The sequence below is a fragment of the Curtobacterium sp. L3-7 genome (assembly GCF_048756585.1).
Lineage (GTDB): Bacteria > Actinomycetota > Actinomycetes > Actinomycetales > Microbacteriaceae > Curtobacterium.
In genome coordinates this window covers 3081062-3108012 of the sequence record NZ_CP151474.1, presented here as the reverse complement: position 1 = coordinate 3108012, position 26951 = coordinate 3081062, and the positions used below count along the sequence as shown (strand labels likewise).

19 protein-coding genes are annotated in these 26951 nt (G+C 71.2%); 8 read left to right on the top strand and 11 right to left on the bottom strand.

Features of this window, described 5'->3' with window-relative positions; translation table 11 throughout:
- Positions 1–133 precede the first annotated feature (133 nt).
- The 3 genes from AAEP80_RS14925 to AAEP80_RS14915 all read left to right on the top strand — a co-directional run bounded on the left by AAEP80_RS14925 (position 134) and on the right by AAEP80_RS14915 (position 3604).
- The gene (locus tag AAEP80_RS14925; RefSeq protein ID WP_413601586.1) at positions 134–742 is read left to right on the top strand and encodes a dTDP-4-dehydrorhamnose 3,5-epimerase family protein; all 609 of its coding nucleotides are present in this window, start codon (positions 134–136) and stop codon (positions 740–742) included.
- A gap of 67 nt (positions 743–809) precedes the next feature.
- Complete coding sequence (rfbA, locus tag AAEP80_RS14920) at positions 810–1673, top strand: glucose-1-phosphate thymidylyltransferase RfbA (protein WP_281264996.1); 864 nt, start codon at positions 810–812, stop codon at positions 1671–1673.
- Between the two features lie 2 nt (positions 1674–1675).
- Complete coding sequence (locus AAEP80_RS14915; protein ID WP_420364970.1) at positions 1676–3604, top strand: glycosyltransferase family protein; 1929 nt, start codon at positions 1676–1678, stop codon at positions 3602–3604.
- Here the strand turns inward: AAEP80_RS14915 and AAEP80_RS14910 are convergent.
- The 6 genes from AAEP80_RS14910 to AAEP80_RS14885 form a co-directional block, all read right to left on the bottom strand.
- Positions 3601–4746, bottom strand: a complete 1146-nt coding sequence (locus AAEP80_RS14910; RefSeq protein WP_420364969.1) for a glycosyltransferase family 2 protein — start codon at positions 4744–4746, stop codon at positions 3601–3603. The genes AAEP80_RS14915 and AAEP80_RS14910 overlap by 4 nt on opposite strands.
- Positions 4747–4799: 53 nt before the next feature.
- Complete coding sequence (locus AAEP80_RS14905) at positions 4800–5645, bottom strand: glycosyltransferase family 2 protein (RefSeq protein WP_420364968.1); 846 nt, start codon at positions 5643–5645, stop codon at positions 4800–4802.
- A complete protein-coding gene (locus AAEP80_RS14900; protein WP_420364967.1) occupies positions 5642–6757 on the bottom strand; it encodes a glycosyltransferase family 4 protein in 1116 nt (371 codons plus the stop codon). The genes AAEP80_RS14905 and AAEP80_RS14900 overlap by 4 nt, the downstream gene beginning before the upstream one ends.
- A 16-nt stretch (positions 6758–6773) precedes the next feature.
- On the bottom strand, positions 6774–8015 hold the full coding sequence (locus AAEP80_RS14895) for an ABC transporter ATP-binding protein (RefSeq protein WP_281264991.1): 1242 nt from the start codon (positions 8013–8015) through the stop codon (positions 6774–6776).
- A gap of 4 nt (positions 8016–8019) precedes the next feature.
- Entirely contained in the window at positions 8020–8916 is an 897-nt protein-coding gene (locus AAEP80_RS14890) for an ABC transporter permease (protein WP_402729995.1), read from the bottom strand.
- A gap of 69 nt (positions 8917–8985) precedes the next feature.
- Entirely contained in the window at positions 8986–11553 is a 2568-nt protein-coding gene (locus AAEP80_RS14885) for a glycosyltransferase (protein WP_281264989.1), read from the bottom strand.
- Positions 11554–11675: 122 nt separating this feature from the next.
- On the opposite strand from AAEP80_RS14885, the gene AAEP80_RS14880 reads away from it, so the two are divergent.
- From AAEP80_RS14880 to AAEP80_RS14870, 3 genes are all read left to right on the top strand, one after another.
- Positions 11676–12704, top strand: coding sequence for a glycosyltransferase family 2 protein (locus AAEP80_RS14880; RefSeq protein ID WP_420364966.1), 1029 nt, complete (start codon positions 11676–11678; stop codon positions 12702–12704).
- A gap of 218 nt (positions 12705–12922) precedes the next feature.
- Positions 12923–15016 carry a hypothetical protein gene (locus AAEP80_RS14875; protein WP_420364965.1) on the top strand — a complete coding sequence of 698 codons (2094 nt, stop codon included), beginning with the start codon at positions 12923–12925 and terminating at the stop codon, positions 15014–15016.
- 26 nt (positions 15017–15042) lie between these two features.
- Entirely contained in the window at positions 15043–17109 is a 2067-nt protein-coding gene (locus AAEP80_RS14870) for a DUF7657 domain-containing protein (RefSeq protein ID WP_420364964.1), read from the top strand.
- Between the two features lie 32 nt (positions 17110–17141).
- Here AAEP80_RS14870 and AAEP80_RS14865 read toward each other — a convergent pair whose 3' ends face one another.
- Positions 17142–17618 carry a GtrA family protein gene (locus tag AAEP80_RS14865; RefSeq protein ID WP_420364963.1) on the bottom strand — a complete coding sequence of 159 codons (477 nt, stop codon included), beginning with the start codon at positions 17616–17618 and terminating at the stop codon, positions 17142–17144.
- A 123-nt stretch (positions 17619–17741) separates the two neighbouring features.
- On the opposite strand from AAEP80_RS14865, the gene AAEP80_RS14860 reads away from it, so the two are divergent.
- Positions 17742–18785, top strand: a complete 1044-nt coding sequence (locus AAEP80_RS14860; protein ID WP_420364962.1) for a glycosyltransferase family 2 protein — start codon at positions 17742–17744, stop codon at positions 18783–18785.
- Positions 18782–19516, top strand: a complete 735-nt coding sequence (locus AAEP80_RS14855; RefSeq protein WP_420364961.1) for a polyprenol monophosphomannose synthase — start codon at positions 18782–18784, stop codon at positions 19514–19516. Before AAEP80_RS14860 ends, AAEP80_RS14855 begins: the two co-directional genes overlap by 4 nt.
- Before the next feature lie 9 nt (positions 19517–19525).
- Here AAEP80_RS14855 and AAEP80_RS14850 read toward each other — a convergent pair whose 3' ends face one another.
- From AAEP80_RS14850 to AAEP80_RS14835, 4 genes are all read right to left on the bottom strand, one after another.
- On the bottom strand, positions 19526–21418 hold the full coding sequence (locus tag AAEP80_RS14850) for a hypothetical protein (protein WP_420364960.1): 1893 nt from the start codon (positions 21416–21418) through the stop codon (positions 19526–19528).
- Positions 21419–21490: 72 nt separating this feature from the next.
- Positions 21491–22822, bottom strand: coding sequence for a hypothetical protein (locus AAEP80_RS14845; RefSeq protein WP_420364959.1), 1332 nt, complete (start codon positions 22820–22822; stop codon positions 21491–21493).
- Between the two features lie 125 nt (positions 22823–22947).
- Positions 22948–24894, bottom strand: a complete 1947-nt coding sequence (locus AAEP80_RS14840; protein ID WP_420364958.1) for a hypothetical protein — start codon at positions 24892–24894, stop codon at positions 22948–22950.
- A 38-nt stretch (positions 24895–24932) separates the two neighbouring features.
- On the bottom strand, positions 24933–26933 hold the full coding sequence (locus AAEP80_RS14835; RefSeq protein ID WP_420364957.1) for a hypothetical protein: 2001 nt from the start codon (positions 26931–26933) through the stop codon (positions 24933–24935).
- Positions 26934–26951 lie beyond the last annotated feature (18 nt).

Sequence of the window (26951 nt, the reverse complement as noted above, 5' to 3'; positions counted from 1 at the left end):
GTTCTCTGGTTCCCCCAAGGATGTGACATCCGGAAAAGTAGCGGATCAACGACTGGCAATCGGGCAACGGCGCGGCTCGATTTGGTGAAGGTGCTCGCAGGGCGGCGATCGGGGTCCTTGCTAGGCTGCTCCGGTGCAGATCCGCGAACTGAAGATCCCCGGCGCGTGGGAGTTCACCCCCGTCCAGCACGGCGACGCACGAGGAGCATTCCTCGAGGCCTACCGCGCCGACGTCCTCGAGGAGACCGTCGGGCACCCGCTCGACCTCCGCCAGGTGAACATGTCGATCTCGTCGCGCGGCGTCGCGCGCGGGATCCACTACGCCCTCGTCGCGCCGAGCCAGGCCAAGTACGTGACGGCCGTCCGTGGCGCGTTCATCGACTACATCGTCGACATCCGCGTCGGGTCGCCGACGTTCGGGCAGTGGGACTCGGTCCGCATCGACGACGTCGACCGCAAGGCCGTCTACCTCTCCGAGGGGCTCGGTCACGCGATCGTGGCGCTCGAGGACTCCTCCACCGTGAACTACCTCGTCAGCGCGCACTACAACCCGGAGCGCGAGAAGGGCATCACGATCCTCGACCCGACCGTCGGGCTCGAGCTGCCGGACGGCATCGGCGAGCCGGTGCTCTCCGAGAAGGACACCAGCGCACCGACGCTCGAGCAGGCCGCAGAGCTCGGTCTGCTGCCGACGTACGACGAGTGCGTCGCCTACACCGAGTCCCTCCGGACCACGAACTAAGGAGACCCGTGAAGGGCATCATCCTGACCGAAGTAACCGACGCGTCGTACATGGGGGGAGTCCGATCATGAAGGGCATCATCCTCGCCGGCGGTTCCGGCACGCGCCTCTGGCCGATCACCAAGGGCATCAGCAAGCAGCTCATGCCGATCTACGACAAGCCGATGGTCTACTACCCGCTGTCGACGCTCATGATGGCCGGCATCCGCGAGGTCCTCGTGATCACGACGCCGGAGTACAACGAACAGTTCAAGGCGCTCCTCGGCGACGGCTCGGCCCTCGGCATGGAGATCCAGTACGCCGTGCAGCCGTCCCCGGACGGCCTCGCGCAGGCCTTCGTCATCGGCGAGGACTTCATCGGCGACGACAGCGTCGCGCTCGTCCTCGGCGACAACATCTTCCACGGCACCGGTCTCGGCACCAGCCTGAAGAAGAACACCGAGGTCCAGGGCGCGACGATCTTCGCGTACCACGTGGCCGACCCGAAGGCGTACGGCGTCGTGGAGTTCGACGACGACTTCACCGCGGTCTCCATCGAGGAGAAGCCGGCGGAACCGAAGTCCAACTACGCCGTTCCCGGCCTGTACTTCTACGACAACAAGGTCATCGAGATCGCGAAGACCATCGAGCCGAGCGCCCGTGGGGAGCTCGAGATCTCGACGGTCAACGAGCGCTACCTCGAGGCGGGCGAGCTCGGCGTGCAGGTCCTCGACCGCGGCACCGCCTGGCTCGACACCGGCACGTTCGAGTCGATGATGCAGGCCTCCGAGTACGTGAAGGTCATCGAGGACCGTCAGGGATTCAAGGTCGGCTGCATCGAGGAGATCGCCTGGCGCAACGGCTGGATCGACGACGCACAGCTCGCCGACCTCGCCGCACCGCTCGTCAAGGGCGGCTACGGCGTCTACCTGCAGAACCTGCTGCGCGGCTGACGATGGCCCGAGCGGGGCTGCGCCGGTTGCTCGGACGGCCCGGCACGTCCGAGCCGGTCACGCCGGAACCGGACCCGGCCGACGGGGCCGAGCCGGGCCTCCCGGTCGACACGTCCCTCGTGACGGACGCGCCGCGACCCGGTGACGACGGCTTCGACGTCGTCGTCACCGTCGCGGAGTCCGCGTACCGCGACGGCACACACCTGGCGGCGGTCGCGGCCGCGCGCGCGGCCGGCGCGGCGTCGGTGGTGGTGAGCGCGTACGACGTGCACGCCGGCCCGACGAGCGTCTACCCGGCCGTCGGCGACGGCGACGGCCACGTCGCCGCCCGCGCGACCGTGGCGGCCACCTGGGGCGGCGCGGTCGCCGCGGCACGCCCGCTCCTCACGAGCGCATCGGTCGTCGTCCAGGACGCGTCCGTCACGGTGCCGCTCGACGGGTACGGCCGCCTGCTCCGCGCGCTCGGCCAGGAGGCACGGGTCGCCCTGGCCGTCGTCCGCACCGGGGACGACGTGGTCGCGAGCGCCGGTGCGGTGCTGCCGCGTGCGACGGCTCCCGTCGCGTCGCTGCTCCGAGGTCACCCTGCCGAGGACGCCGAGGCCCTCGACGGCGTCGCCGTCTTCGCCGCCGACGAGCCGTGCTTCGCCACCCGCACGGCGGACCTGGCGGTACCCGTCCGCACCGTCGACACCCGCACGGCGGTCGCCCGGCTCACCCGGGACACCGCGGACGGTGCTGACGGCGACTGCGTCGTCGTGCCGCTCGGCCGGGTCTACCGGACGACCGCGCTGCGTGAGCGGCGCTACGACACCGACGCCGCTGACGCACTGCTCGCCTGGGGTGGACGGACGGACGACACCGCCACCGCCGCGCTCGGCCGACTCGGCTTCGTGCCGGGCGTGCCGTCGGCCGACCAGGTGGGTGCACCGGTCGCGCTGCGGGAGCCGATCGTCCGGGCCGAACGCGGTCAGGGGCGGCTGACGCTCCTCGACCGCGGCGAGCGGCTCCGCTGGTCGATCCGGATCGCCGCACACCCGGGACCCCGCGGGGACGACTGGGGCGACACGTTCTTCGCGCGCGACCTCGCCGCCGCACTCCGCTCCCTCGGGCAAGAGGTCGTGGTCGACCACCGCGAGTCCCACGTCCGGCCGTTCTCCGAGCACCTGGACGACGTCGCGCTGACGCTGCGCGGGCTCGACGACACCCCGGTGCACCCCTCGGCGACGAACGTGCTCTGGGTGATCTCGCACCCCGACCTGCTGACACCGGCCGAACTCGCCCGCTACGACCTGCGGTTCGCTGCCGGACCGGCGTGGGCGTCCCGCACGACGTCGTCGACCGGACTGCCCGTCGCCCCACTCCTGCAGGCCACCGACCCGGCGCGGTTCCACCCGGGCAGCCAGGACCCGGCGTACGCGGGGCTCGACACGGCGTTCGTCGGCAAGACCCGGGCGGTGTTCCGGCCGGTGGTCCGCGACGCCGTGGCGGCCGGTGCCGACCTGGCGGTGTGGGGCGAGGGCTGGGAAGGGCTCCTGCCGGAGGGCGTGCACCGCGGTGTCTTCGTGCCGAACGACGAGCTCCCGGCGCTCTACCGCAGCGCTCGCGTCGTGCTGAACGACCACTGGGACGACATGGCGCGGGACGGGTTCCTGTCGAACCGGCTCTTCGACGCCGCGGCATCAGGAGCGCTCGTCGTCACGGACCCGGTACCCGGCGTCGACGAGCTGTTCCACGGCGCGGTCCGGACGTACGACTCGGTGGAGGCGCTGCGCGCGCTCGTCGGCGTCGGGTTCGTCGGAGACGGGGAAGCGGCGACGGCCGAGCAGCGCCGCGTCCGCGGGGAACGGATCGGCGCGGAGCACTCGTTCGCGCGCCGGGCAGCGGTGCTGCTCGACGCCGTCAGGAGCGCGCGCGCCGCGTCGGCTCGCTAGCGGCGGCGGACCCGGCGTGCGAGGTCTCCGGCCTTGTCGGCGAGCCGGACGACCCGCCTGGCGTGCATCGCGGCGAGCTCGGCGTCACGGGCGGCGGTCTCGCGGATCGCGGCCTCGGCACGCTCCCGTTCGAACTGCACGGCCGAGCGGAGCGTGTTCGCCGTCTCCTCGCCGGCGCGGACCCGGTCCTCGAGTTCCTCGATCCGCAGGTCCCGCTCGGTGATCGCGCGCCCGAGGGTCTGCAGGCGGAGGAACTCTGCCGCGGGGACGAGCGGGTCGCTTCCGGCGTCCACGGCGGGGGAGCCGGCGCGGCGCAGCACCTCGGCCACGCCGTCGTCGCGGGTGAACGGGCCGTCGACGGCGGCCTCGTCGGTGACGAACCGGAGCGCGAAGGTCGACTGCAGCACGCCCTCGTGCAGCCGCCGGTAGTCGCGCATGCCGTGGTGGCGCGGGCTCGGGGTGAGGTCCGGGTTCGCCTCGTAGGCCTTGCCGCTCACGTCGACGCGGTGCTCGTACTGCTTCCAGGAGCGCCACGGCAGGTGCAGGACCTCGAGCCGGAGCGCATCGGGCACCGGGGCCCCGTTGGCGACGCTCACCTGGTGGTTGCCCTGCACGACGGTGACGTCGGGCGAGCCGACGTGGATCGCGTTGGTGGTCGGCGGCGCGACGAGACCGGCCGCACGGAGCTCGTCGACGGAGCGCTCGTCACGCCAGTGCAGTCGCTCGATGCCCCCGCCGGACTTCGCGAGACGACCGGTGAGGTTCACGACCGGCACGGTGAACGCGCCGATGGCGGGGTCGAGCCGTTCGAAGACCTGTCGCACCGTCAGGGAACGGTCCACCGGGACGATGAACTCGTCGGCGTCGGCGTTGACGACCCAGTCGGCGTGGTGGACGGTCGCCGCGTCACGTGCCATGCCCGTGACGACGGTGCCCTGCTGCTTCCGGTGCACGGGGTCGTGTCGCAGGTCCACGGTCACGTCGTCGCGTTCGGCGAAGGCCGTCAGGAGCTCGGTCGTGCCGTCGACTGATCCGTTGTCGGTGATGACGAAGACGTCGAACCCCTGCGCGACGTGGTAGTCGAGCCAGGCAGGGATGACGTCCGCTTCGTCGCGGACCATCAGGGTGACGGCGAGGATCATCGGGGAGAACTCCGGTTCGGGAACGGGTCGGGCTGCGGTACGACGCTAGTGGGTCAGCGGGTGTGGGTGGCGCGGGCACGCACGGACAGTGCGACCTTCAGCGCGACGCGGAGTGGCCAGAGCCACCACGCCGAGTACTTCTGTGCGAGGAACCGGTAGGCGCTCTCGTGGTGGGCCTTCCGCATGCGCTCCGACGACCCCTTGGTGGCGGTGCCGCCGACGTGGACGGCGGTGGCCGACGGGTCGAACACGTTGCGGAAGCCGGCCTTGCCGATCCGCCAGCCGAGGTCCACGTCCTCGAAGTACATGAAGTAGCCCTCGTCGAAGCCGCCGAGCCGGTCGAACACGTCCCGGCGGACGAGCACGCACGCGCCGGACAGCCACCCGGCGTCGCGCCGGGCGGAGTGGTCGCCGTCCTGGCGGTAGCGCTTGGTCCACGGGTTCCCCGGCCAGACGTTCGCGAACGCGGCGTGCCCGAGTCCGGTCCGGAGCGACGGCACCAGCCGCGCCGAGGGGTAGACCTCGCCGGTGGGTTCGAGGAGCCGGGGCCCGACGGCGCCGATCGTGGTGTCGGCGGACGCCGTGGCGATCATCCGGTCGAGTGCGAGCGGTTCGAGCACGACGTCGGGGTTCGAGACGAGGACCCATCGGACGTCCTGGTCGAGCGTGGCGACCGCGCTGTTCGCCGCGGCCCCGTACCCGCGGTTCTCGCCGAGCTCCAGGAAGCGTGCGCCGGCCGCCTCGGTGACGCGGCGGAGCTCGTCGGCGTCGGCGGAGTCGTTGTCCGCCACGACGACCTCGACGTCGTCGGCGCTGGCGTCCGCCGTGGACGCGAGGAACGGCGGCAGCACGTCGAGGGAGTTGTAGGACACCGTGACGATCGCGGCCCGCCCGCTCATGCGAACACCCCGAGGTGGGCGCGGGCACACGCGGCCCAGGTGAAACCGTCGGCACGAGCACCGGCGCGCTCCACGCGGTCCGCCCTGACCGCGGGGTCCTGCGCGAGCAGCTGCTCGAGTGCGTCCGCGATGGGGCCGGCGTCCGGCTCGGTGTAGGTGACGGTGTCGCCGCCGACCTCCGGGATCGCCAGTCGGTCGGTGGTCAGGACGTCGGCACGCGACGCCATCGCCTCGAGCACGGGGAGGCCGAAGCCCTCGGCGATGCTCGGGTAGGCGACCACGCGGGAGCCACCGAGGAAGGCGCGCAGTTCATCGATCGGCAGGTAGCCGAGGTAGCGCAGTGGCGCCCCCGGTCGGTCACCGGCCGCTTCGAGCTGTCCGCGGGCGGTCTCGTCCCAGCCGAGGCCACCGGCGACGAGCAGCGTCGGGACGTCGGTGCCGGTGCGGTCGGCGAGGGCGCGGTGCGCTGCGATGAGCTCCGGCACGCGCTTCCGTGGTTCGACGGTGCCGAGGAACGCGATCCACTCCGTGCCGTCGTCGATCCGGTGGGTGCTGCGGAACGCCGCGACCTCGTCGGCGCTCGGCGCGTGGAACAGGGCGGCGTCCACCCCGAGGTGGGCGACCGCCGTCGCCGTCCGTGCGGGACCGGCGAACCGGTCGAGCTCGCTGACCGTGGCGGCACTCGGTGCCACCGTGGCACGGGCGAACCGGCGCGCCAGGCGCGTCCAGGTGCGGAAGAAGAGCACCTTCAGGCGCGAGTGCGCGGCCGGGTCGCTGAAGAAGGTCGCGTCGTGCAGGGTGACGACCGTCCTGGAGGCACGGGTCACCGGGAACGTGTAGTGCGGGCTGTGCAGGATGGTCGCCCCGACACGGCGCACCGCCCGGGGCAGGCCGACCTGCTCCCAGACGAACCGCGCCGGCCGCGAGGCGGTCCAACCCGGCGCCGCGTGGTAGCGGTGCACCGGCGCGAGCCCGCGGAGCCAGTCGAGGTCACCGGGCTTCGCGATCACGTCGACGCGGACGTCGAGGTCGGCCAGGCCGGTGAGGAGCCCGGAGATGTACCGAGCCACCCCGCCACGGTTCGGCGGGACCGACGTGGCGTCGATCAGCACCGGCCGTTCCTGCACGTCAGCCCTTGACCTGGCGTTCGGTGGTCTTCGTCCAGGCGATGCCGGACTGCGTGTCCTCGTCGACGACCACGAACCGCGCGGCCTCGCGCTCGATGACGATGTGTTCGCCGTTCGGCTTCGCGAGGAAGACGTGCACGAAGTACTGACCGCCACCGAGCCGCAGGTCCGTGAGGTGCCACTCGACGGTGGCCGTGCCGCGCAGCGGATCGTGCCGCACCTGCGTCTGGCGGCTGTCGATGCCGAACGCGGGGTGGCCGAGGTGCGTCTCGATCTTGATGCCGGCACGCCACTCGGGCAGGACGTCCTTGTGCGAGAAGGTCGCACGGATCACCAGGTCGTCGCCGTGGCGGTGTTCGGCCCCGGGGGCGCGGCCGGGGATCTCGAGCTCGACGTGCTCGACCTTGCCGGGGTTCGCGTCCGCCTCCGGGTTCGCGGCCTCGGCCTCGGCGACACGACGGCCCTCGAGGATCTCGCGGAAGTTCTTCACCGCGAGACGCGCCGAGCCCTGGAACTTGACCTCGCCGTGGTGCAGGACGACGGCGGAGTCGCAGAGTTCCTGGACCTGTCCGAGGGAGTGCGACACGAGGATGATCGTGCGGCCCTGCTCCTGGAACTCGCGGATCTTGTCGAGGCACTTCTTCTGGAACTGCTCGTCACCGACCGCCAGGACCTCGTCGACGAGCAGGACGTCCGGGTCGGTGTTGATCGCGACCGCGAAGGCGAGCCGGACGTACATGCCGGACGAGTAGAACTTCACCTGGGTGTCGATGAAGTCGCCGATGCCGGAGAACTGCAGGATGTCCTCGAAGCGGGCCTCGGTCTCCTCCTGCGTCTGGCCGAGGATCGCGGCGTTGAGGTAGACGTTCTCGCGGCCGGTCAGGTCGGGGTGGAACCCGGCGCCGAGCTCGATGAGCGCGGCGAGACGACCACGGCGCTCGACCGAACCCGTCGTCGGTTCGAGGATGCCGCCGATGGTCTTCAGCAGCGTCGACTTGCCGGAGCCGTTCGGGCCGAGCAGCCCGATCGTGGTGCCGGCCGGGATGTCCAGGCTGATGTCCTTGAGCGCCCAGAAGTCCTCGCTGTGCCGACGTCCGGCGCGGCCGAGGGTGACGATGCGCTCCTTGAGGGAGTTGTCCTTGCGGATCGTGAAGCGCTTCGAGACGTTCTTGACCGTGACGACGGCCGGTGCGTCGGTGAACGGGGACCGGGTCTCCTGGGCGATGTCGTTGTCGATGCTCATCGGGTCAGATCTCCTGGGCGAAGTTGCCCTGCAGCTTGGCGAACACCCGCTGGCAGACCAGCAGCGCGACGAGGCCGACGACGCCGGCGACGACCAGGCGGATCAGCAGGTGCGAGGGGTACTCGGAGTCGGCACCGGCGGTCCAGAACGCACGGTGGATGCCGAGGACGGCGAGGGTGATCGGGTTGGACGTGTAGATGCTCAGCAGCCACTCTGGTGCACGGGTCGCGACCATCTGCCAGCTGTAGACGATGGGGGAGCCCCACATGAGCAGGAGCACGAGGACCTCGACGAGGTACTGCATGTCACGGAGGTAGACGTTCGCCGCGGCGAGCAGCAGCGCGAACGCGGTGGCCCAGATCAGGATCACCAGGGTCGCCGGGAAGAAGTACAGCAGGTCGGGACGGATCCAGGCGAAGCCGCTCTGCAGGATCGCGGCCGCGAGCAGGACGACGAGCTGGACGCCGAAGTTGAACAGCGCGGCGCCGACGCTCGCCAGCGGGTAGATCTCACGGGGCAGGTAGATCTTCTTGATCAGGCCGGCGTTCCCGACGATCGACGCGGTACCGGCCGCGACGATCTCGCTGAAGAGCCCGTACAGGGTCAGCCCGGAGAACACGTAGATCGCGAACTCGGGGATGTTCCGGGACGCGCCGAGGATCTCCCCGAGCACGAAGTAGTAGATCGCCAGCTGGACGAGCGGACGGATCAGGGTCCAGGCGAACCCGAGGGCACTGTCCTTGTACCGCGACTTCAGGTCGCGGCGGATCAGCAGGTCGAGCAGCTGCCGGTGCGCGAAGATCTCGCGCAGCGACCCGATGACGGCCGTGGCCGGTCGACCGGCGGGAACCATGTGTTCCTGCCGGAGGCGATCGAACCGCTCGGTGACGATGTTGCTCAAAAGGGGTCCTTACATTCGACGCGGGCGACGGACAACTGTACATCGGCGGCCGTTGGGGGCCGCCTGAGGTCAGCGGCCGTTCTTGCTCTCCCGCATGATGCGCACCCGGTTCTGCACCTTGTCGCGGAGCCCGGAGACGCCGTTCTCGCGGAGGTACCAGGTCGCAAGACGGACGTCACGGGAGATGCCGTGGCGGCTGTTCGCGATCTGGTGGAACTGCAGCTCGCGCTGGCGGGCCGGGCTGAGGGCGACGCGCGGACGTCCGCCGGCCGCGACGGACCCTGCGGGCACCGCGGCTTCGTGGGCGCGGTCCGCGGCCACGTGCGGGTCCTTGCAGAACTCGACGAGCGGCGCGAGGGCGCGGTCCCACGTGAAGTCCGAGCGGACACGGCTGACGGCGTCACGAGCGGCCTGCGCCGCCTGCTCGTCGTAGAGCATCGACTCGAGTGCGGCGGCGAGGCCGTCGACGTCGCGCTCCTTGACCGCGACGCCCATGCCCTCCGCTGCGACGAGGTCGCCGAAGCTGTCGCCGTCCGTCGTGACGATGGGCAGGTTCGCCCACATGTAGTCGAGGATGCGCGTGCGGAACGAGAACGTGGTCTCGATGTGCGCGAAGTGCGTCGACACGCCGGCGTCGGCCTCGAGCAGGTAGTTCTGCCGGTCGTCGAGTGCGACCCACTGCTCGTTGAAGAACACGTGCTTGTTCGTCAGGCCGAGCTGGTCGCTGATGCGGCGGGTCTCGGAGACGATCGCCATCTCGGGCACGTCCGGGTTCGGGTGCGCGACGCCGAGGAAGAACAGCCGGATGTCGTCGTGCGTCTCGGCGACCTTCGCGACGGCGCGGACCAGCGACGGGGTGTCGAACCAGTTGTAGATGCCACCGCCCCAGATGACGACCTTGTCGTCCTCGCCGATGCCGGGCGTCACGCCGCGGATCGCCTTGCGCTCGTGCTTCGGCGGGGTGGAGTCCATGCCGAACGGCGCGATGGCGATGAGCTTGTTGAGGTTGTCGTCCGCCAGGTAGTTGTCCGGGTTGACACGACCGACGCCGGCGAGCTGGCCGAGCCAGAACAGGCGCTGGCGCTCCGAGGCGCACAGGAAGAAGTCGCCGCGCTCGAGCTGGGCGTTGATGACCTCGGTCGTCGAGGTCACCTGGTTGCGCCAGCCGACGTCGCCGTTGTCACGAGCCTGCTCGAGCTGCTCGAGGTGCATCGGGTCGTACAGGTCGACGACCATGATCTTGTTCGAGCGCTGCAGCGTCTGGAAGTGGTGGAGCGCGTAGCCCTGGAAGAAGATGACGTCGGCCCACTCTTCGTGGTCCTTCATGGTGCGCTCGTGCTGGAGCGGCACCCGGGAGACCTCGAACGTGTCGGACTTGCGGTTCGCGACGTTCCAGGTCACGAGACGGACGTCGTTGTGCTCGCTGAGCGCCTCCGCGATCTTCCACGCGCGCATCCCGGGGCCGGCCATCTTCTCGCCGAGGGCGTCGCCGGTGATGACGAGCACGCGGTTGCGGTGCATCGGCTGCTCGACGTCGAAGGCCTCGATGATGGCCTGGTAGCCCTCGAGGAAGTAGCCGTCCTCGAACAGCGGCTTGAACGCGTCCCCGAAGAGCCGGAAGACCTCCTTGTCGGTCTTCACCCGCTGGCCCTGGATGCGGCGACGGTCCTCGGACAGACGCGGCAGGTCGGCGACGAACTGGTCGAGCGCGTAGAGGCCGGCGACGGCTTCCTTGGACATCGGCGTCGTCGGGTCGAACTCGTCCGGTGCGCCGGTGAATCGGCGGATGTCGAACTCGCCGGAGTCGCGGCCGCTCTTCGCCACCGCGCGGCGGGCCAGGAGCGCCAGCGCTGCCGGCAGGAAGGTGCCGAGGTTCTCGTCGGAGAGGTTCTTGTAGAGCAGGTGCAGGGCGTTCCGCTCGAGCAGGTACATCTCGCGGTGGTCGCCGAACGACTTCATCGAGCCGTGGTGCTTGTGGTAGACCACCGAGCGCGGCGCGAACCGGACGCGGTAGCCGAGCAGGTTGAGGCGCCAGCCGAGGTCCACGTCGTCGTAGAACATGAACAGGCCCTCATCGAAGCCGCCGACCTCGAGGAAGACGTCGCGGCGGACGAAGAGTGCCGAGCCGGTGCCGAAGAGCAGGTCCCGCGGCTCGTCGAAGCGGCCGTCGTCGAGCTCGGCGATGTGGTTCTTGTAGCCCATGCCGAACCAGCTGAGCCCCGATTCGACGAAGTCGATCGTCTTGCCCTCCCAGTCGAGGACCTTGCTGGCCACGGCGGCGACGCGGGGGCTCGGTGCGAACCCGGCGATGCCCTCCTTGACCCAGTTGACGTCGGGCTTGGCGTCGTTGTTGAGGAACGCGACGACGTCGCCGCTCGCCTCACGGGCACCGAGGTTGCTGCCGCCGGTGAACCCGAGGTTCTCCTCGGAGACGATGATCCTGACGTTCTTCTGCTCGCCGAGCGCGGCACGGAGGCGCGCTTCGCTGTCGTCACCCGACCCGTTCTCGACGACGACGATCTCGAGACGGTCCGCCGGCCAGTCGACCTCGCTGAGGCGGGCGATGCACTCGAGCGTGTCGTCGGTTCCGCGGAAGTTGATGACGACGACGGACACGCGAGGCGCGAAAGTGGACACGGACGAACTCCATACGTCGGCTGGCGGTGGTGCCCCGGAAGGCGGCACCACTATACCGACGCCGTGTCCACGGTGCGGGCGGCCGGGGCTCGGACCGCCCGGGAGCCTGGGAGACTGGCGGCGTGGACGTCTCCGTGGTCATCGTCGATTGGCACCAGCCCGAACTCACCCGTCGGGCGATCGACTCCGTGCGCTCGCAGCGCGTCGAGGCGACGATCGAGCTCGTGGTCGTGGTGAACGAGGCCGACGACGCGACCGTCGCCGCCTACCGCGCCGACCACCCGGACGCGGTCGTCGTCGCCGAGCCGACCAACTCCGGGTTCGCCGGCGGGGTCACCCGCGGGATCCGCGCGTCCTCCGGTGACGTCGTCGTGCTCCTCAACAACGACGCGGTCGCGGACCACGGGTTCCTCGACCGCGGGCTCGCGGTGCTGGCCGCCGGCGGTGACGTCGTCGCCGCGGTGGCCGCCACCGCGGTGCTGGAGGGCGCGTTCACCCGGGTCACCGGCGCCGACCGCGGCGACGACGACCTGGTCGCCGGGGACGGGACGCGCTGGCGTCGGTCCGGCGCCGGTCAGACGCTCGTCAACGGCACCGGCGTCGTCGTCGACCGCGCCGGCAACGGTCGCGACCGGGACTGGCTGCGCCCGATCGACGACGCGCCGGAGTCGGCGCCGCTGTTCGGGTTCTCCGGGGGAGCGGTGTTCCTGCGTCGCGGACCGCTCGAGCAGGTCGGCGGCTTCGACGAGTCCCTCTTCATGTACTACGAGGACCTCGACGTCGCGTGGCGGCTCCGGCTCGCCGGGTTCGACGTCCGCTACGCCCCCGATGCGGTCGTCGTCCACCGGCACGCCGCCAGCTCCGGCAGCGACTCACCGCTCGTCCGGTACCAGAGCATGCGGAACCGCCTCGCGGTCGTGGTGCGCAACGGCTCACCGGCCTTCGCGCTCCGGGTCGGTGCGCGCACCGTCGTGCGCATGCTGCGCGACCTGGCGCGTCCGTCCGGCGCGCAGCTCACGCCGTCGGCGTGGCGCCGGCTCGTCCTGGAGGCCCCTGCCGTGCTCCGCCACGCGCGTCGCGCCCGCCGGGCGGACGGTTTCGACCGCGCCGCGCGGGTCCGCGTCGAGACGCTGGTCGACACCGCAGGCTGAACACGCACTCAGGTGGCGACCGTCTCGGGAACGCACTGACGGCGCGGAGCCGCGCCGCGCCTCCCGTTCGGGGGAGGGTTTGGGGGCTGTGTGATCACTGTGATCGGGGTAGCCTGCTGTGGCACGTGTGACTTGGCCGGTTCCAGGGATCCGGCCTCGGCCGCCACCGCGAAGCGCGTGCCAACCACCCCCGTCGCCGCCCCAGGGAGGCCCCCGACGTGAAAAAGCTCATCGCCGTCGCCGCGAGCGTGCTCGCCGTCGCGAGCGTCCTGGTCGGCTTCCAGATCACCGGACCGAACGCGTCGCAGGACTCCGCATCCGCACTGAGCGGCTCGCAGTTCGACCCGGGCAACATCATCCCGGACTCCGAGTTCTACAACGGGGGAGGGATGTCCGAGACGGCCATCCAGACCTTCCTCAACGCCCAGATCGGCACCTGCTCGTCGAGCTCGTGCCTCAACGTCGGGCGCTACTCGCTCAACAGCCACGGTGCCGACGCGATGTGCAACGCCGTCGCCGGCGGGACCTCGCTCTCCGCGGCGCAGATCATCGCCCGCGTCGGTGCCGCGTGCGGCATCAACCCCAAGGTCATCCTCGTCACGCTCCAGAAGGAGCAGGCGCTGATCAACGGCGGCACTGCCCGCAACCCCTCGGCTGCGGTGCTCTCGCGAGCGATGGGGTACGCATGCCCGGACAGCGCCAACGGCGGCTGTGACCCGGCGTACTCGGGTGTCGGCAACCAGGTCTTCTGGGCGTCGTGGCAGTGGAAGCGCTACGGCAACCCCGCCGGGACGAGCAACTACTTCACCTGGTTCGGTCCCGGCGCGAACCGCAACGTGCAGTACAACCCGAACGCGGCGTGCGGCACGAAGAGCGTCTACATCCAGAACAAGGCGACGGCGGCGCTGTACTACTACACGCCGTACACGCCGAACCAGGCGGCGCTGAACAACCTGTACGGCACGGGCGACGGCTGCTCGGCCTACGGCAACCGCAACTTCTGGCGGCTCTACAACGACTGGTTCGGCGTCTCCACCGCTGACAACCCCTTCGGCGGCATCGACGCCAAGCAGTACGGCCCCGGCTACGTGCAGGTCGGCGGCTGGGCGATCGACCCGAACGACAAGGCAGCCACCGTGCAGGTGCAGTGGTACTCCGACGGCAAGCTCCTCGGCACCCTGCCCGCCAACGCGTCCCGACCGGACGTCGGCCGCGCCTACCCGGGTGCCGGGAACAACCACGGCATCCTGAACACCCTGACGGTCGGCGGCGGCACGCACTCGATCTGCGCCGTCGGCGTGAACATCGGCTCCGGGTCCAACGCCCAGATCGGCCAGTGCGTCACCGTCGCGGTGTCCACCGGGTCCCCGATCGGTGGCATGGACGTGTCGTCCCCGTCGGCCGGCACGATCGCCGTCGGCGGCTGGACGATCGACCCGGACACCGCCGCGTCGATCTCCGTGGACGTCTACGTCGACGGGCGCAACCGCGGCCGCTCGGTCGCGAACGCGTCACGACCCGACGTGGGGCGTGTCTACGCCAACTACGGCAACGCACACGGCATCGCCACGACCGTCTCGGCGTCGGCCGGCACGCACCAGGTCTGCGTCTACGGGCTGAACGCGACCGGGCCCGGCGGCAGCACGAACCTCGGCTGCCGCAGCGTGACCGTCGCCGACGCGTCGCCCTTCGGTGGCATGGACGTCACGACGAGCGGGTCGACCGCGACCGTGAACGGTTGGACGATCGACCCGGACACCACGGCACCGGTGCAGATCGCCCTGACCGTCGACGGTGTCGCCATGGGCACCTCCACCGCGAACGCCACGCGCGGCGACATCGGTCGGGTGTACCCGAAGTACGGAGCGAAGCACGGGATCAACGTGTCCTACGACCTCCGGCAGGGTGCACACACGATCTGCGTGACCGCGAAGAACGTCGGTGGCGGCAGTGACACCGCGCTCGGCTGCGACACGGCCACGATCGCTGCGAACTCCTCGCCGTTCGGCGGCATGGACGCCGCGTCGCCCGCTGCCGGCCGCGTGCAGGTGAACGGGTGGACGATCGACCCCGACCAGCAGAAGACGGCCATCCGCGTCGACACGTACCTCGACGGCGTCGGCGTCGCGTCCGGGCCGGCGAACGCGGCGCGCGCCGACGTGGGTCGGATCTACCCGGCGGCGGGCTCCGCGCACGGCATCAACCAGTCCTTCGCCGCGCGAGCCGGTTCGCACACCGTCTGCTCGTATGCGATAAATGTCGGGGCCGGGAAGAACGTCCTCCTCGGCTGCCAGGCCGTCACCGTCGGGTGAGGCGAACCAACCCGAAAGATCACCGCGTGAGCGCACCCACCACCGACCGAGCCCGCACACGGAACCCGCTCCTGACAGCGTGGGTCCGCCTCGAGGCCGGCTGGCAACGGGTCGTCGAGCCGAGGGCGTCCGGACTCCCGAACCTCGTCGTGCTGCTCGGCTTCCCGGTCGTCGCGGCGCTCATCGTGGTCGTGCTCGTGGCGCTCGGCATCTCCGGGAGCTCCACCGGCGTGTACTGGCAGAGCTTCGGCACGGGAACCGACCCGAACCTCCTCGCCGGCCACCCCCAGGGCATCAGGAGCGACGAGTGGCTCGTGCAGTCGAGCTGGATCGTGTCGCAGGTGCGCGAGGGCTTCCCGGTCGTCAACCAGTCGTTCCCCGGTGGCATGGACGCGACCATCCAGAACGACCTGCCGTCGTGGGACTGGTCGAGCGTCTTCCGCCCGCACGTCGTGGGCTTCCTCTTCCTGCCGCTCGACCAGGGCATGGCCGTGCGGTGGTGGATCCCGGTCCTCGGCGCCCTGGTCGCCGCGTACGTGTTCGCGGTCACCGTGATGCCGCGCCGCCCGGCGACCGCGGCGTTCCTGGCCGTCGCGCTCTGCCTGTCGCCGATGATCCAGTGGTGGTTCCTGCCGACGACGATCTGGCCGGTGGCATGGGCCTTCGCCGGCCTCACCGCCGTGCTGTGGGCGTTCCGCTCCACCCGGCGCTGGCCGTCGATCGTGGCCGCCGTGATCACCGGGTACCTCACCGTCACGATGGTGATGAGCATCTACGTGCCGTACATGGTCCCGGCCGGCGTGGTGCTCGTGGCGCTCGCGGTCGGGTTCCTCGTCGAACGGCTCCGCACCCCCGGCGTCCCGTGGCGCGGCACGCTCCTGCGGCTCGTCCCGCTCGCGTCGGCCGCGGTGGGGGCCGTCGTGGTGATCGGCGTGTGGGCGCTCACCCGCATCGACACCATCAAGGCCGTCCTCGGCACCGTGTACCCGGGCCAGCGCCTCGAGGCGACCGGTGCATCGAACTACAACGCGCTGATGTCGCTGTTCAGCGGCCCGTTCCAGCGGTCGTTCCAGAGCGGACACATCGGCGGCCTCGCGGTGAACCAGTCGGAGGGCGCCGCGCCGATCATGGTCGTCGTCTTCGTGCTGCCGGTCCTGCTCTGGCTGCTCGTCACCTCGCTCCGACGCCGGCGGATGGACTGGCCGGTGCTCGCGACCGTCGTCGTGCTGCTCATCCTGCTCGCGTTCGTCTTCGTCCCGCACTGGGACGCCGTGGCACACCTGCTCCTGCTCGACCGCAGCACGGACGCGCGACTCCGGCTCGCGTTCGACCTGCTCGGGTTGGCCTCCGTCGCCCTCATCGCGACACGACTCGACCGCCGGCGCGTCGAAGCCGGGACCGGCGCGGCGCGCACCCCGTGGCTCGTCGCCGGGTACTCGGTCGTCCTCGTGGCCGGATCGATCGCCGTCGTGTACACCCACCTGCACGCGAGCCAGTCGATCGTGCTCGCCTCCCACGCCTGGCGGTACGCCGCCGTCCTGCTCGTCGTCGCGGTCGTCTGCATCGCGCGTCGGTGGATCGCCGTCGGCGCGCTCCTCGTGCTCGCCGTCTCGGTCGCGGTCGGCGGACAGGTCAACCCGCTGTACCGCGGCGTGTACGACCTCGGCACCGAGACGACGGCAGGCCGTGCGGTCTCGGCCATCGTCCGGGACGACCCGGACGCGCGCTGGGTCGGCATCGGCGGGTACGTCCCGACGGCGATGCTCCTCGAGAGCGGCGCGCACTCCTACAACGGTGTGCAGACCTACCCGCCCGAGGAGATGTGGGACGAGATCGACCCGTCCGGGAAGTCCTCGGACGTCTGGAACCGTCTCGCGAACGTCAACTGGCTCGACGGCGTCGGGGCGCCGCAGCTCTTCCTGCCGGTCCGTGACCAGATCCAGGTGAGCTTCGACGGGTGCAGCCGCTTCGCGCAGGAGAACGTGCAGTACGTGCTGTCCGACCAGCCCGTCACCGACGACTGCATCTCGCCGGTGCGGAAGATCACCGAGGGTGCCGAGACGCTCTGGATCTACGAGGTCGACAAGCGCTGAGCGTCCGCCGGTCGGCCGGCCGCGTCCGTCGCTCAGACCGCCTGGCGGACCGCTTCCTCGGCGCCGTCCTCGCGGTCCGGGAACACCCACTTGCCGTACGCGAAGTAGCGGAAGACGGTCGCGACGGCCTGCCCGACGAGCGTGCCGGACACGTTGTCGGCGAGCGGGGAGTCGAGGTGCAGCACGTAGCGCGAGAACCCCAGGCACCCGAGCTGCAGCAGGATCGCGATGACGTTGAGCAGCGCGAAGACGCCGAAGCTCTTGAGCGTCTGCTCGCCGCTCCGGTCCCGGTAGGTCCACAGCCGGCTGCCGAAGTAGGTGGCGACGCTGGCGACGGCGATCGCGATGACCTTGCCGAGCAGGGGGAGCGCGAAGAGGGGGCCGTGGCCGCCCCAGAAGACCAGCACGTTGTAGACGACTGCGTCGACGACGAAGCCGATGCCCCCGACGACGAGGAACGAGCCCCCTCGGCGCAGGTGCCCGACGAACCACTCGGATGCTCTCGACACGGTGTCCTTCCTGTTCCGCGGGGCGCGTCCGCCGTCGAGCACGGGAACTGTTAGCCTCTCGCAGGGGTTTCGTGACCACGACCCCGCCGCTCGACGGATCCGTGACACTGAAGGACCCTACCCGTGACTCTCGACGACCTCGTCATCGCCGCGATCGTCCCCTGCTACAACGAGGCACCCGCGATCCACAAGGTGGTGACCGACCTCAAGCAGGCGGTCCCGGGCATCCACGTGTACGTCTACGACAACAACAGCACCGACGGCACCGACGACGAAGCCCGTCGTGCCGGTGCCGAGGTCCGGTACGAACACACCAAGGGCAAGGGCAACGTCATCCGCCGCGCGTTCGGCGACATCGACGCCGACGTCTACCTGATGATCGACGGCGACGACACCTACGACGCCGCAGCCGCCCCCGAGATGATCAGGACCCTGCTCGAGGGACCGTACGACCACATCCTCGGCGTCCGGCAGGACGATCCGACGTCGACCGCCTACCGTCCCGGTCACGAAGCCGGCAACCGGATGTTCAACCGCGTGGTCGGCCGGCTCTTCGGCACGCCCGTCTCGGACATGCTGAGCGGGTACCGCGTCATGTCGCGTCGCTTCGTGAAGTCGTTCCCCGCGCTCTCCCGCGAGTTCGAGACGGAGACCGAGCTCACCGTGCACGTGATGAACCTCCGCGTCCCGCACACCGAGGTCCCGGTCGGGTTCCGCGACCGCGCCGCCGGCACCGAGTCGAAGCTCAACACCTACAGCGACGGCTTCAAGATCCTCTCCCTCATCGCGCACCTGATCCGGTTCGAGCGCCCGGTGCTCTTCCACGGGATCATCGGCGCCCTGTTCGCGGTCGTCGGCATCGTCCTGGCGATCCCGCTCTTCATCGAGTTCGGACGCACCGGACTCGTCCCGCGGTTCCCGACCGCGTTCCTCGCCGCATCGCTCATGGTGATCGCGTTCCTGACGTGGATACTGGGCTTCGTGCTGGAGGGGGTGACGCGGCTCCGACGCGAGACGAGCCGGCTCAACTACCTGACCTACGCGGCGCCGGGTGCCGCGCAGCGCCGGCTGCCGACCGAGCACTCCGCCCCGGAGTCCGCGACGCCGTCCGAGATCGCCAGCAGGACGATGGGCCGTGACGAGCCGGGGAGCACCCCCGCCCGATGACCACCAGTCCGGTTCCCCTCGTCATCGTCCCGACGTACGACGAGGCCGAGAACGTCGGTGACATCCTGTCGCTCGTCCTCGGTGCCGTGCCGACCGCGCACGTGCTCGTCGTCGACGACGGCAGCCCCGACGGCACCGGCGACGTCGTCGCGGGGATCGCGGCCCACGACGATCGCGTCCACCTGATGCGGCGGGCCGGCAAGCTCGGTCTCGGGAGCGCGTACGTCGCCGGGTTCCGGTGGGGGCTCGAGCGGGGCTACGACCTGCTCGTCGAGATGGACGCGGACGGGTCGCACCCGGCAGACCGGCTGCCCGCCCTCATCGAGGCCGTCGTCGGCGACGAGGGGGTCGCACTGGCGATCGGGTCTCGGTGGGTCCCCGGCGGCTCCGTGGTCGACTGGCCGAAGTACCGCGAGGCACTGAGCCGCGGCGGGAACGCCTACGCCCGGTGGATGCTGCGCATCGACGTCCGGGACATCACCGCGGGGTTCCGCGTCTACCGCGCCGACGTGATCGCCCGGATGGACCTCGATTCGATCGACTCCAAGGGCTACTGCTTCCAGGTCGACATGACGCTCCGCGTGCACGACCTCGGCGGCACCATCGTCGAGGTGCCGATCCGGTTCCGTGACCGGCTCCGTGGTGTCTCCAAGATGAGTCAGGCCATCGTGCTCGAGGCCATGCTCCGCGTCACACAGTGGGGACTGCAGCGCCGGTTCGCCCGGCGCTGAGTCCCAGCCCTACACGCAGGTGGCGTTCCGGTCGAACCCGTCGGCGACGTACTGGACCATCTCGATGCGCCCGCCTGCGGTGAACGGGGTGGCCGCACACGACTGCTGCGCCGTGGCGAGCGTGGCGGTGCCGACCGCGCGCCAGCTCGGCAGGCGGTACAGCGTGCTCGACGACGGGACCGACCCGAACAGCGTGCTCCACTCCGACGGCGAGGAGTAGAGCCCGACGGACGCCCCGATCGACGTGAAGTACGCGGTCATCCCCTCGAGGGTCGCGCGGTTCTGACCGACCCCGCTCTGCCACGTGCCGTTCGTCTCGGCGTCGAGCCACCACCGGTAGCTGCCCGGGTTCGAGACGCTGCGGTCGTTCGCGTCCTCGACCGCGCGGTTCCAGCCGTACATCCACGAGCACGCGGTCGACGTGAGCCCCGCGGTGTCGTTCGTGCACGTGCCGTACGGGTTCGTCGGACGCGTCGAGTCGCTCCCCGCGTTGCTCGTCGGCCAGGAGGCCCGGCTCGCGCCGGGGTTGTTCTTGAAGTACTCACCCGGGTTCGCGGTGTTCACGTAGAGCTGGACCTTCGGCTGTGTCGTCCCACCGGCCGATCCCAGCGCCCAGACGAGCTGCTGGCCGAAGCACGGGTTGTCGTTGTTCGCGAGGCCGTTGTTGACGCCGATCAGGCCGAACGCCATGTCGTCTGGCCACGTCGACGCCGAGCCGCACTGCGGCCACGAGATGTCCGCACCGATGCCCGATCCGGACGACCCGTCCATGAAGTACCCGGCGACGTCGAGGTCGAGCGTGGCCGACCCGGCCGACACCTTCGCCTGGACGCCGCGGTTCACGGTGCTGCCGGTCACCTTCGCCATCACGAGGTTCGACACCGCGCGGTTCGCCCCGAAGACCTGGGTCGCGACCTGGGCGTCCTTGCCGGCCGGGGTGACCCGGAGGTACCCGGCCGCCGTGGTCTTCTCGGTCTCGGCGTTCGCGACGACGGCGGTGGCGGTCCCCGGGACACCGGCCGTGCCGGAGAGTCGGACGACGCGTGCCGTGGTCGTGACCGGGCCCGCGTAGGCGCGCGTGGTGTCGAGGGGCACGAACACCGAACCGCTGTCCGAGTCCTCGTAGTACCCGGAGACGTCCATGAACACCGTCGCGGTGCCGCTCGACACCTTCACCTGGGCCGCGCCCCCGACGAGCTTCACGATGACGAGGTTGGAGATCGCGGTCCCGCGGGTGAACACCTGCGCCGCAACCTGGGGGTCCTGGCCGGACGGGGTGACGCGCACGTACCCGTTCGCGGTCGTGTCCTGCACCTGCGTGTTGACGGCGACCGCGGTGGCCGTCGACGGGACCCCGCCGACTCCGGTCAGCGGGACCCGGACGGGCGTCGTGCCGACCGTACCCTGGAAGACGCGCGTCGCGTCGAGGGGGGTGTACGTCGCACCGGAGCCGTCCACGTAGTACCCGGAGACGTCCATGAACACGGTGCCGGTCCCTGCCGACAGCTTGACCTGCACACCGCCTCGGGCGAGCTTCACGGTCGAGAGGTTCGAGATCGTCTGCCCAGCGGAGAACTCCTGGGTCGCCACCTGCGGGTCCGACCCGCGCGGCGTGACGCGGACGTACCCGTTCGCGGTCGGGGTGCCCACCTCGACGTTGACGACGACGGCGGTGGCGTTCGACGGGACGCCGACCTTGCCGGCGATCGTCACCACGGTGGGGGAGGTGCCGACGGTCCCGGACCAGACGCGGGCGGTGTCCACCGGCACGTACCGCCCGGTGGTGGGCGCGGCTGCCGCTGCCGGTGACGGTGTGACCGCGACGACGCCGGCGCTGACCAGGTCGATCGCGACGAGTGCGGTGGTGACGACGAGGGCGAACCGGTGGAGCGGGCGCGTCATGGCGTTCCTTCGATCAGGACCGTCCCCCTGACGGTCACCGGAAGTGTACGGGCACGAGGTGTCCGGCCGTCGTCACCGCGCGGGTGCTGCGTCCACGGACACATCGGCGCGACGCCTCCCGGTGGTCGTCCGGTCGGCGAGCGGCCGGCGGACCACCGGCGTCCGGAGGAACACCACCACGAAGACGACGAGCAGCGCGGCACGCACCCAGATCCCCGCGGTCATCATCTGCGATGCCCAGGTGTCCCCGGTCTGGCCGATCGCCGCGTAGTACCCGTTCCGGAAGAAGCCCGTCGTGAGCGCGACGTCCGTCACCAGGTACGCGGCGATCCACCACCCCCCGAGGCGGAGCACCACGAAGAACGGCAGCAGCCAGAGCACGTACTGCGGCGAGTCGACCTTGTTGCAGACCATGTACACGCAGAGCATCGCGGCCGAGGACTGGATCCAGGGGGTGCGTCCCGTGCGGACGCCGATCACGACCGTGACGCCGAGGACGACCAGGATGCCGAGGCCGGTCGACACGGTCGCGAGCATCGACATCGTGTCCTGGAACGGGCCGTCGAGGTCCGCCGACCACGGGAGCAGTCCGTAGTACCAGACCGACAGCGTCGAGGCGCCGATCGGTCGCCCCGCCTGGAACTGGAAGACGGAGAGCCAGCCCTCGAAGTTCACGACCATGAACGGCACGTTCGCGACGAGCACCGCACCGACACCAGTGCCGAGCGCGATGAGGGACCTGCGGAGGCGGCCGGGCAGGTCGAGGTCACGGTCGAGGAACGCGGCGAGCACGAGCGCGGCGAGGAACATCAGCGGGTAGAGCTTGAACGCCCCGCCGACTCCGAAGGCGAAGCCGGTGACGGCCCAGCGGACGAGCGGCGGCCAGGACCGGGGCGCCGCGGTCATCACGAGCAGACCGGCGACGGTGCAGGCGACCGGCAGGAGGTCCCAGTTGTAGGCCGCGTACAGCGCGAGCGGGGGCGTCGCGGCGAACACCCACGCACGCCGCCCGGCGATGCGAGCGAGCGCGAGGGTGACGACGACGGCGAGGAGCGCAGCGACCACACCCGTGACGACGAGGAACGACGCCGCCGAGTGCGCGAACAGCGCGGTGAACCACACCCAGACGCCGGTGAGGGTCGGGTACTCGACCGTGCCGCCGCCGAGGACGGGCGGATCGCCGCGGTAGGTCCCGAACACGTACGGGAACACATGCGCGCCGAGGTCGCGCTGGTTCCACAGCGACACCACGTCCGACCAGCAGCCGTAGCGGTTGACGTACTCGCCGCGGGACACGTCGGCGGGCTGGGGAACCGTGCAGAGGAGCTTGTCGAGCAGGTTCAGCGCGGAGAACGCGGCGGCGACGACGCACATCGCGATGCGTTCGGGGAGGCGGAGCGGCACGTGATCACGGTAGCCGGTCGCGGCACGCGACCACGGACGCCTGGCCAGCCACGGCCGTCCTGGAAGCACGGGGCGGTCCCGCATCGTGCCTCCCGTCCGGTGCTCCCAGCGTCCGGAGCCGTGGTTCAGCGGCAGGACACGACGCGGCTGCCGCCGCCGCCGGAGTACACCACCTGTTCGAGCGGGCCGCCGAGCAGCGGCGCCCCGGTGACGCACATCCGGTGCGCGTCGGTGAGGTCCCCGGCGACGATCGCCGCGGACGGCAGGTCGGCGATGACGCTGGTCGCTGGCACCGGTCCGAGGTGCTGCCACAGCTCGTCGGCCGTCCCCCTGATGCCCACGCGGGCACCGCGGGACTCCAGGTAGGTCGTCGCGCCCTCCAGGTACGCCTGGCCGAACGCCGGGTCGTCCTGCACCGCCCATCTGGCGTTGTGGACGTCGAGCCACCACATCTGGTCGGCCGGATCGGGGACACCGGCGACGGAGGTCGCGTCCCACGCCGCCCAGACACCGAGCACGTAGGAGCACGCCTCGTCGAGCGCGCCGGCACACGAGCCGTACCGGTTGCCCGTGACGACCGGGCCGCCGGTGGGAGCGGTGTCACTGGTCGGCCAGGGGAGGACGTCGGGGAACCGTGCCGCGTACTTGTCGCCGTGGTTGCCGGCGTGCATCAGGTACTGCACGCGGTCCTCGCCGGTGATGCCGACCGCCGTCTGCGCGGCCGTGAGGAGCGGGGGCACGCAGCCCGACCGGTAGGCGGCGCTCGTGCGGCTCCCGACGTCGACGACGCCGAACGCGGCGTCGGACGGTGCGCGCCTGGTGTCGACCGTGTTCGCGGGGCTCGAGCACGCGCCCTGCCCGTAGTCGACCCCGACGGCCGATCCGGTGGACCCGTCGACGAAGTACCCGGCGACGTCGAAGAACACCGTCGCCGACCCCGCCGAGACCTTCACCTGGAGGTTCCTCGTCCGGTCCGTCCCGCTCACCGGCGTCATCACGAGGTTGGAGACCGCCTCACCAGCGCGGAACGACTGGACCGCGACCTGCGCGTCCTGACCGGGAGCGGTGACCCGGACGTACCCGGCCGCGCTGGGTCCGCTGACCCCGACCGTGGCGACGACCGCCGACGCGGTCGCCGGGACCGGGCCCGTGCCGGTGACGGGGACCAGGCTCGCTGTCGTGGTGGGGTGCACGGTCGCGGTCCTCGTGGGGGCGACGGACACGAAGGCGGAGCCGCGGTCGTCCGCGGTGTAGTACCCGGCGACGTCCATGACGACCTGGGCGCGTCCTGCCGACACCTTCACCTGGGCGGCGCCGTCGACCAGGCGCACGATCGCCAGGTTCGACACCGGACGGCCCGCCGTGAACTCCTGGGTGGCGACCTGCGCGTCGCGGCCGGCCGGTGTGACACGGACGTAGCCGGACGTCGTCGGGGAGCCGATGCCGGTGTTCACGGCGACGGCTGTGGCGTCCGTCGGGATCCCGGCCCGGCCGGCCAGCGGGACGCGCACCGGAGCGGTGCCGACCGTGCCGGTGAACGTCCGGACCGCGCTCACCGGGGTGAAGGTCGAGCCGACGGTGTCCGCGTAGTACCCCGACAGGTCGAGGGAGACCGTCGCCGTGCCGGTCTTGATCGACACCAGGACGGCGCCGTCGACCACGCCGACGGTGGTCAGCGCGGAGATCGTCTGGTCTCGGGCGAACACCTGGTCCGCGACGGCTGCGGTCGCGCCGTCCGGGGCGATCCGCACCCATCCGGCAGCGGTCGGGTGCTCCACCTCGACGTTCAGCACCGCTGCGTTCCCGAGGCCGGGGACACCGACGAGCTGCGGGACCTCGACGCGCACGGGCTTCGTGCCGACCGTGCCACGCCAGATCCTCGTCGTGTCCACCGGTGTGAACCGGCCGCCCGCCGGCAGGGTCCTGGCGGTCTGGCCGGCCGGGGCCACCGCGGCGGGCGCGGTCGGATCGGCCTGTGCCGCCGCGGCTGCTCCGGCCTGTGCGGTGCCGATGCCCGCGACGGCGAGGGCGGACGCCAGGAGGACGATCGCGAGACGGCGGAGTGTGGTCACGGGCGGGGAGTTCCTCTCGGGGGTCCGGTGTGCGCGGGTCATCGGCAGCTCACCAGCGCCGAGCGGTCGTACCCCTGGAAGCTGAGCATCTCGACCGGGCCGCCGAGGATCGGGGGGACCGTCGTGCACGCTCGCCGGGCCGCGGCCAGGTCGAGTGCGTTCTGCCAGATCGTCGAGGTGGGCAGCTGGGCCAGGTCGCTCTCGGGGGGAACGGTCCCGATCAGCTGCGCGACGGTCCCCGGGGTGTGACCGATCACGCCGACGGACGCGCCGATCGACTCCAGGTACGCGGTCTCGCCCTCGAGGTACGCCCGGTTCCTGCCGAGCTCGCGCGTGGACCCGAGCCACGGGACGACCCACCCGCCGTCGGTGTCGACCTTCAGCCACCAGCGGTGCGCGCCGGGGTCGGTGATCCCGGGCTGCCGCGCGGCGATGACGGCGTGCCAGTACCCGAGCACGTACGAGCACGCCTGGTCGACGATCGCGTGACACGATCCGTACGGACTCCCGGTCACCGTCGGACCGCCCGGGATCGTGTCGCTGGTCGGCCAGGGGTGCGCGGGGTCCGGCGCCGAGCTCGTGAACCAGTGTCCGGCCTGCAGGGAGAACTGCACGGCCGGCTGTCCGAGGGCGCCGACCGCGGTGGAGGCGACGTCGAGGGCGGCGCCGAGGCAGGGGTTCGGCTCGCCGGGGCCGTGGTCGGCGGACACGACGACGAACGCGGCGTGCCGGGTCGCGGCGCTCGCGGGCAGCTTCGATCCGACGCACCCGAGGCTCGAGACGGACTCGCCGAAGCCGATGCCCACGGAACCGTCGAGGAAGTACCCGACGACGTCGACGTCGACCCGTGCGGTGCCCGCGGAGACGCGGACGTCGATCGACCTGGCCGTGTCCGTGCCCGTGACGGCGGGCATGACGGTGTTGGACTGCGCCCCGCCGGCGGAGAACACCTGGGTCGCGACCTGCGCGTCGGTCCCGGGCGTCGTGACCCGCACGTACCCGTCCGCCGTGGTGCGCTCGACCTCGACGGTCGCCGCCACCGCGCTCGCAGCCCCCGGGATGTCACCGATGCCGGTCACCTGGACCGGGGTCGCCGTGCGTCCGACCGTGGTCGTCCCGACGCGGACGGGATCCTCGGGCACGAACACCGAGCCGTCGTCGCCCGGTCGGTACGCTCCGACGACGTCGACGTACACCGTCGCGCGTCCAGCGGAGAGCTTCACCTGCGCGGCGCCGTCCCGGAGCCGGACGATGACCAGGTTCGAGATGGTCCGCCCCCGTTCGAACTCCTGCGACGCGACGGCCGCGTCACGGCCGGCCGGCGTCACCCGGACGTAGCCGGCGGCGGTCGGGGAGCCGACCTCGACGTTCAGCGCGACGGCGGTCGCGTCCGTCGGGACGCCGCCCCGACCCGCGACGGGCACGCGCACGGGAGCGGTGCCGACGCTCGGCGCCGCGATGCGGGCGGGCGGGAGCGGGTCGTAGGTCGACCCGGTCGGCCCGTACGAACCGGCGACGTCGAGGTACACCGTCGCCGACCCGCCGGAGAGGGTGACGTCGACCATGCCGCCGACGTTCACCCGGAGTGCCACCGTGGTGAGTCCGGAGACGGTCTGGCCCGCGCGGAACACCTGCGTCGCCCCCTGGGCCGGGGACTCGTACGGAGCGACCCGGATCCACCCGTCCTGGGTCGGGTGTTCGACCTCGACGTTGACCACGACCGCCGTCGCGTCCGCCGGCAGGTGCGCGAGCGTCTGGAGTTCGACGGCGGTCCCAGGGGCCCTGACCGTTCCGTGCCATGCGCGGGTGGTGTCCAGCGGCGTGTAGCGGCCGCCGTCGGGGAGGGAGCGCGCCGGGGGCTGCGCACCGGAGGCGGACGACGCGGCGGCCGACGCGGCCGTAGCGGCCAGCGCGGTCGCGGCTGCGGACGGCGCGGCTGCGTCTGTCGAGGGCGCTGCGAACGCCGGACCGGCGATGGCCGTCGTCACGAAGGCCGCGAGGACGACGGCGACGACGGCGAGTCGACGAGACGACAGCATGGTTCCCCCTCGGAACAC

What these genes read in the sequence shown, in the direction of transcription:
- AAEP80_RS14915 (WP_420364970.1), top strand. Translation starts at nt 1,676, where the DNA reads ATGGCCCGAGCGGGGCTGCGCCGGTTGCTCGGACGGCCCGGCACGTCC.
- AAEP80_RS14910 (WP_420364969.1), bottom strand. Translation starts at nt 4,746, where the DNA reads ATGATCCTCGCCGTCACCCTGATGGTCCGCGACGAAGCGGACGTCATC.
- AAEP80_RS14905 (WP_420364968.1), bottom strand. Translation starts at nt 5,645, where the DNA reads ATGAGCGGGCGGGCCGCGATCGTCACGGTGTCCTACAACTCCCTCGAC.
- AAEP80_RS14850 (WP_420364960.1), bottom strand. Translation starts at nt 21,418, where the DNA reads ATGACGCGCCCGCTCCACCGGTTCGCCCTCGTCGTCACCACCGCACTC.
- AAEP80_RS14895 (WP_281264991.1), bottom strand. Translation starts at nt 8,015, where the DNA reads ATGAGCATCGACAACGACATCGCCCAGGAGACCCGGTCCCCGTTCACC.
- rfbA (WP_281264996.1), top strand. Translation starts at nt 810, where the DNA reads ATGAAGGGCATCATCCTCGCCGGCGGTTCCGGCACGCGCCTCTGGCCG.
- AAEP80_RS14855 (WP_420364961.1), top strand. Translation starts at nt 18,782, where the DNA reads ATGACCACCAGTCCGGTTCCCCTCGTCATCGTCCCGACGTACGACGAG.
- AAEP80_RS14835 (WP_420364957.1), bottom strand. Translation starts at nt 26,933, where the DNA reads ATGCTGTCGTCTCGTCGACTCGCCGTCGTCGCCGTCGTCCTCGCGGCC.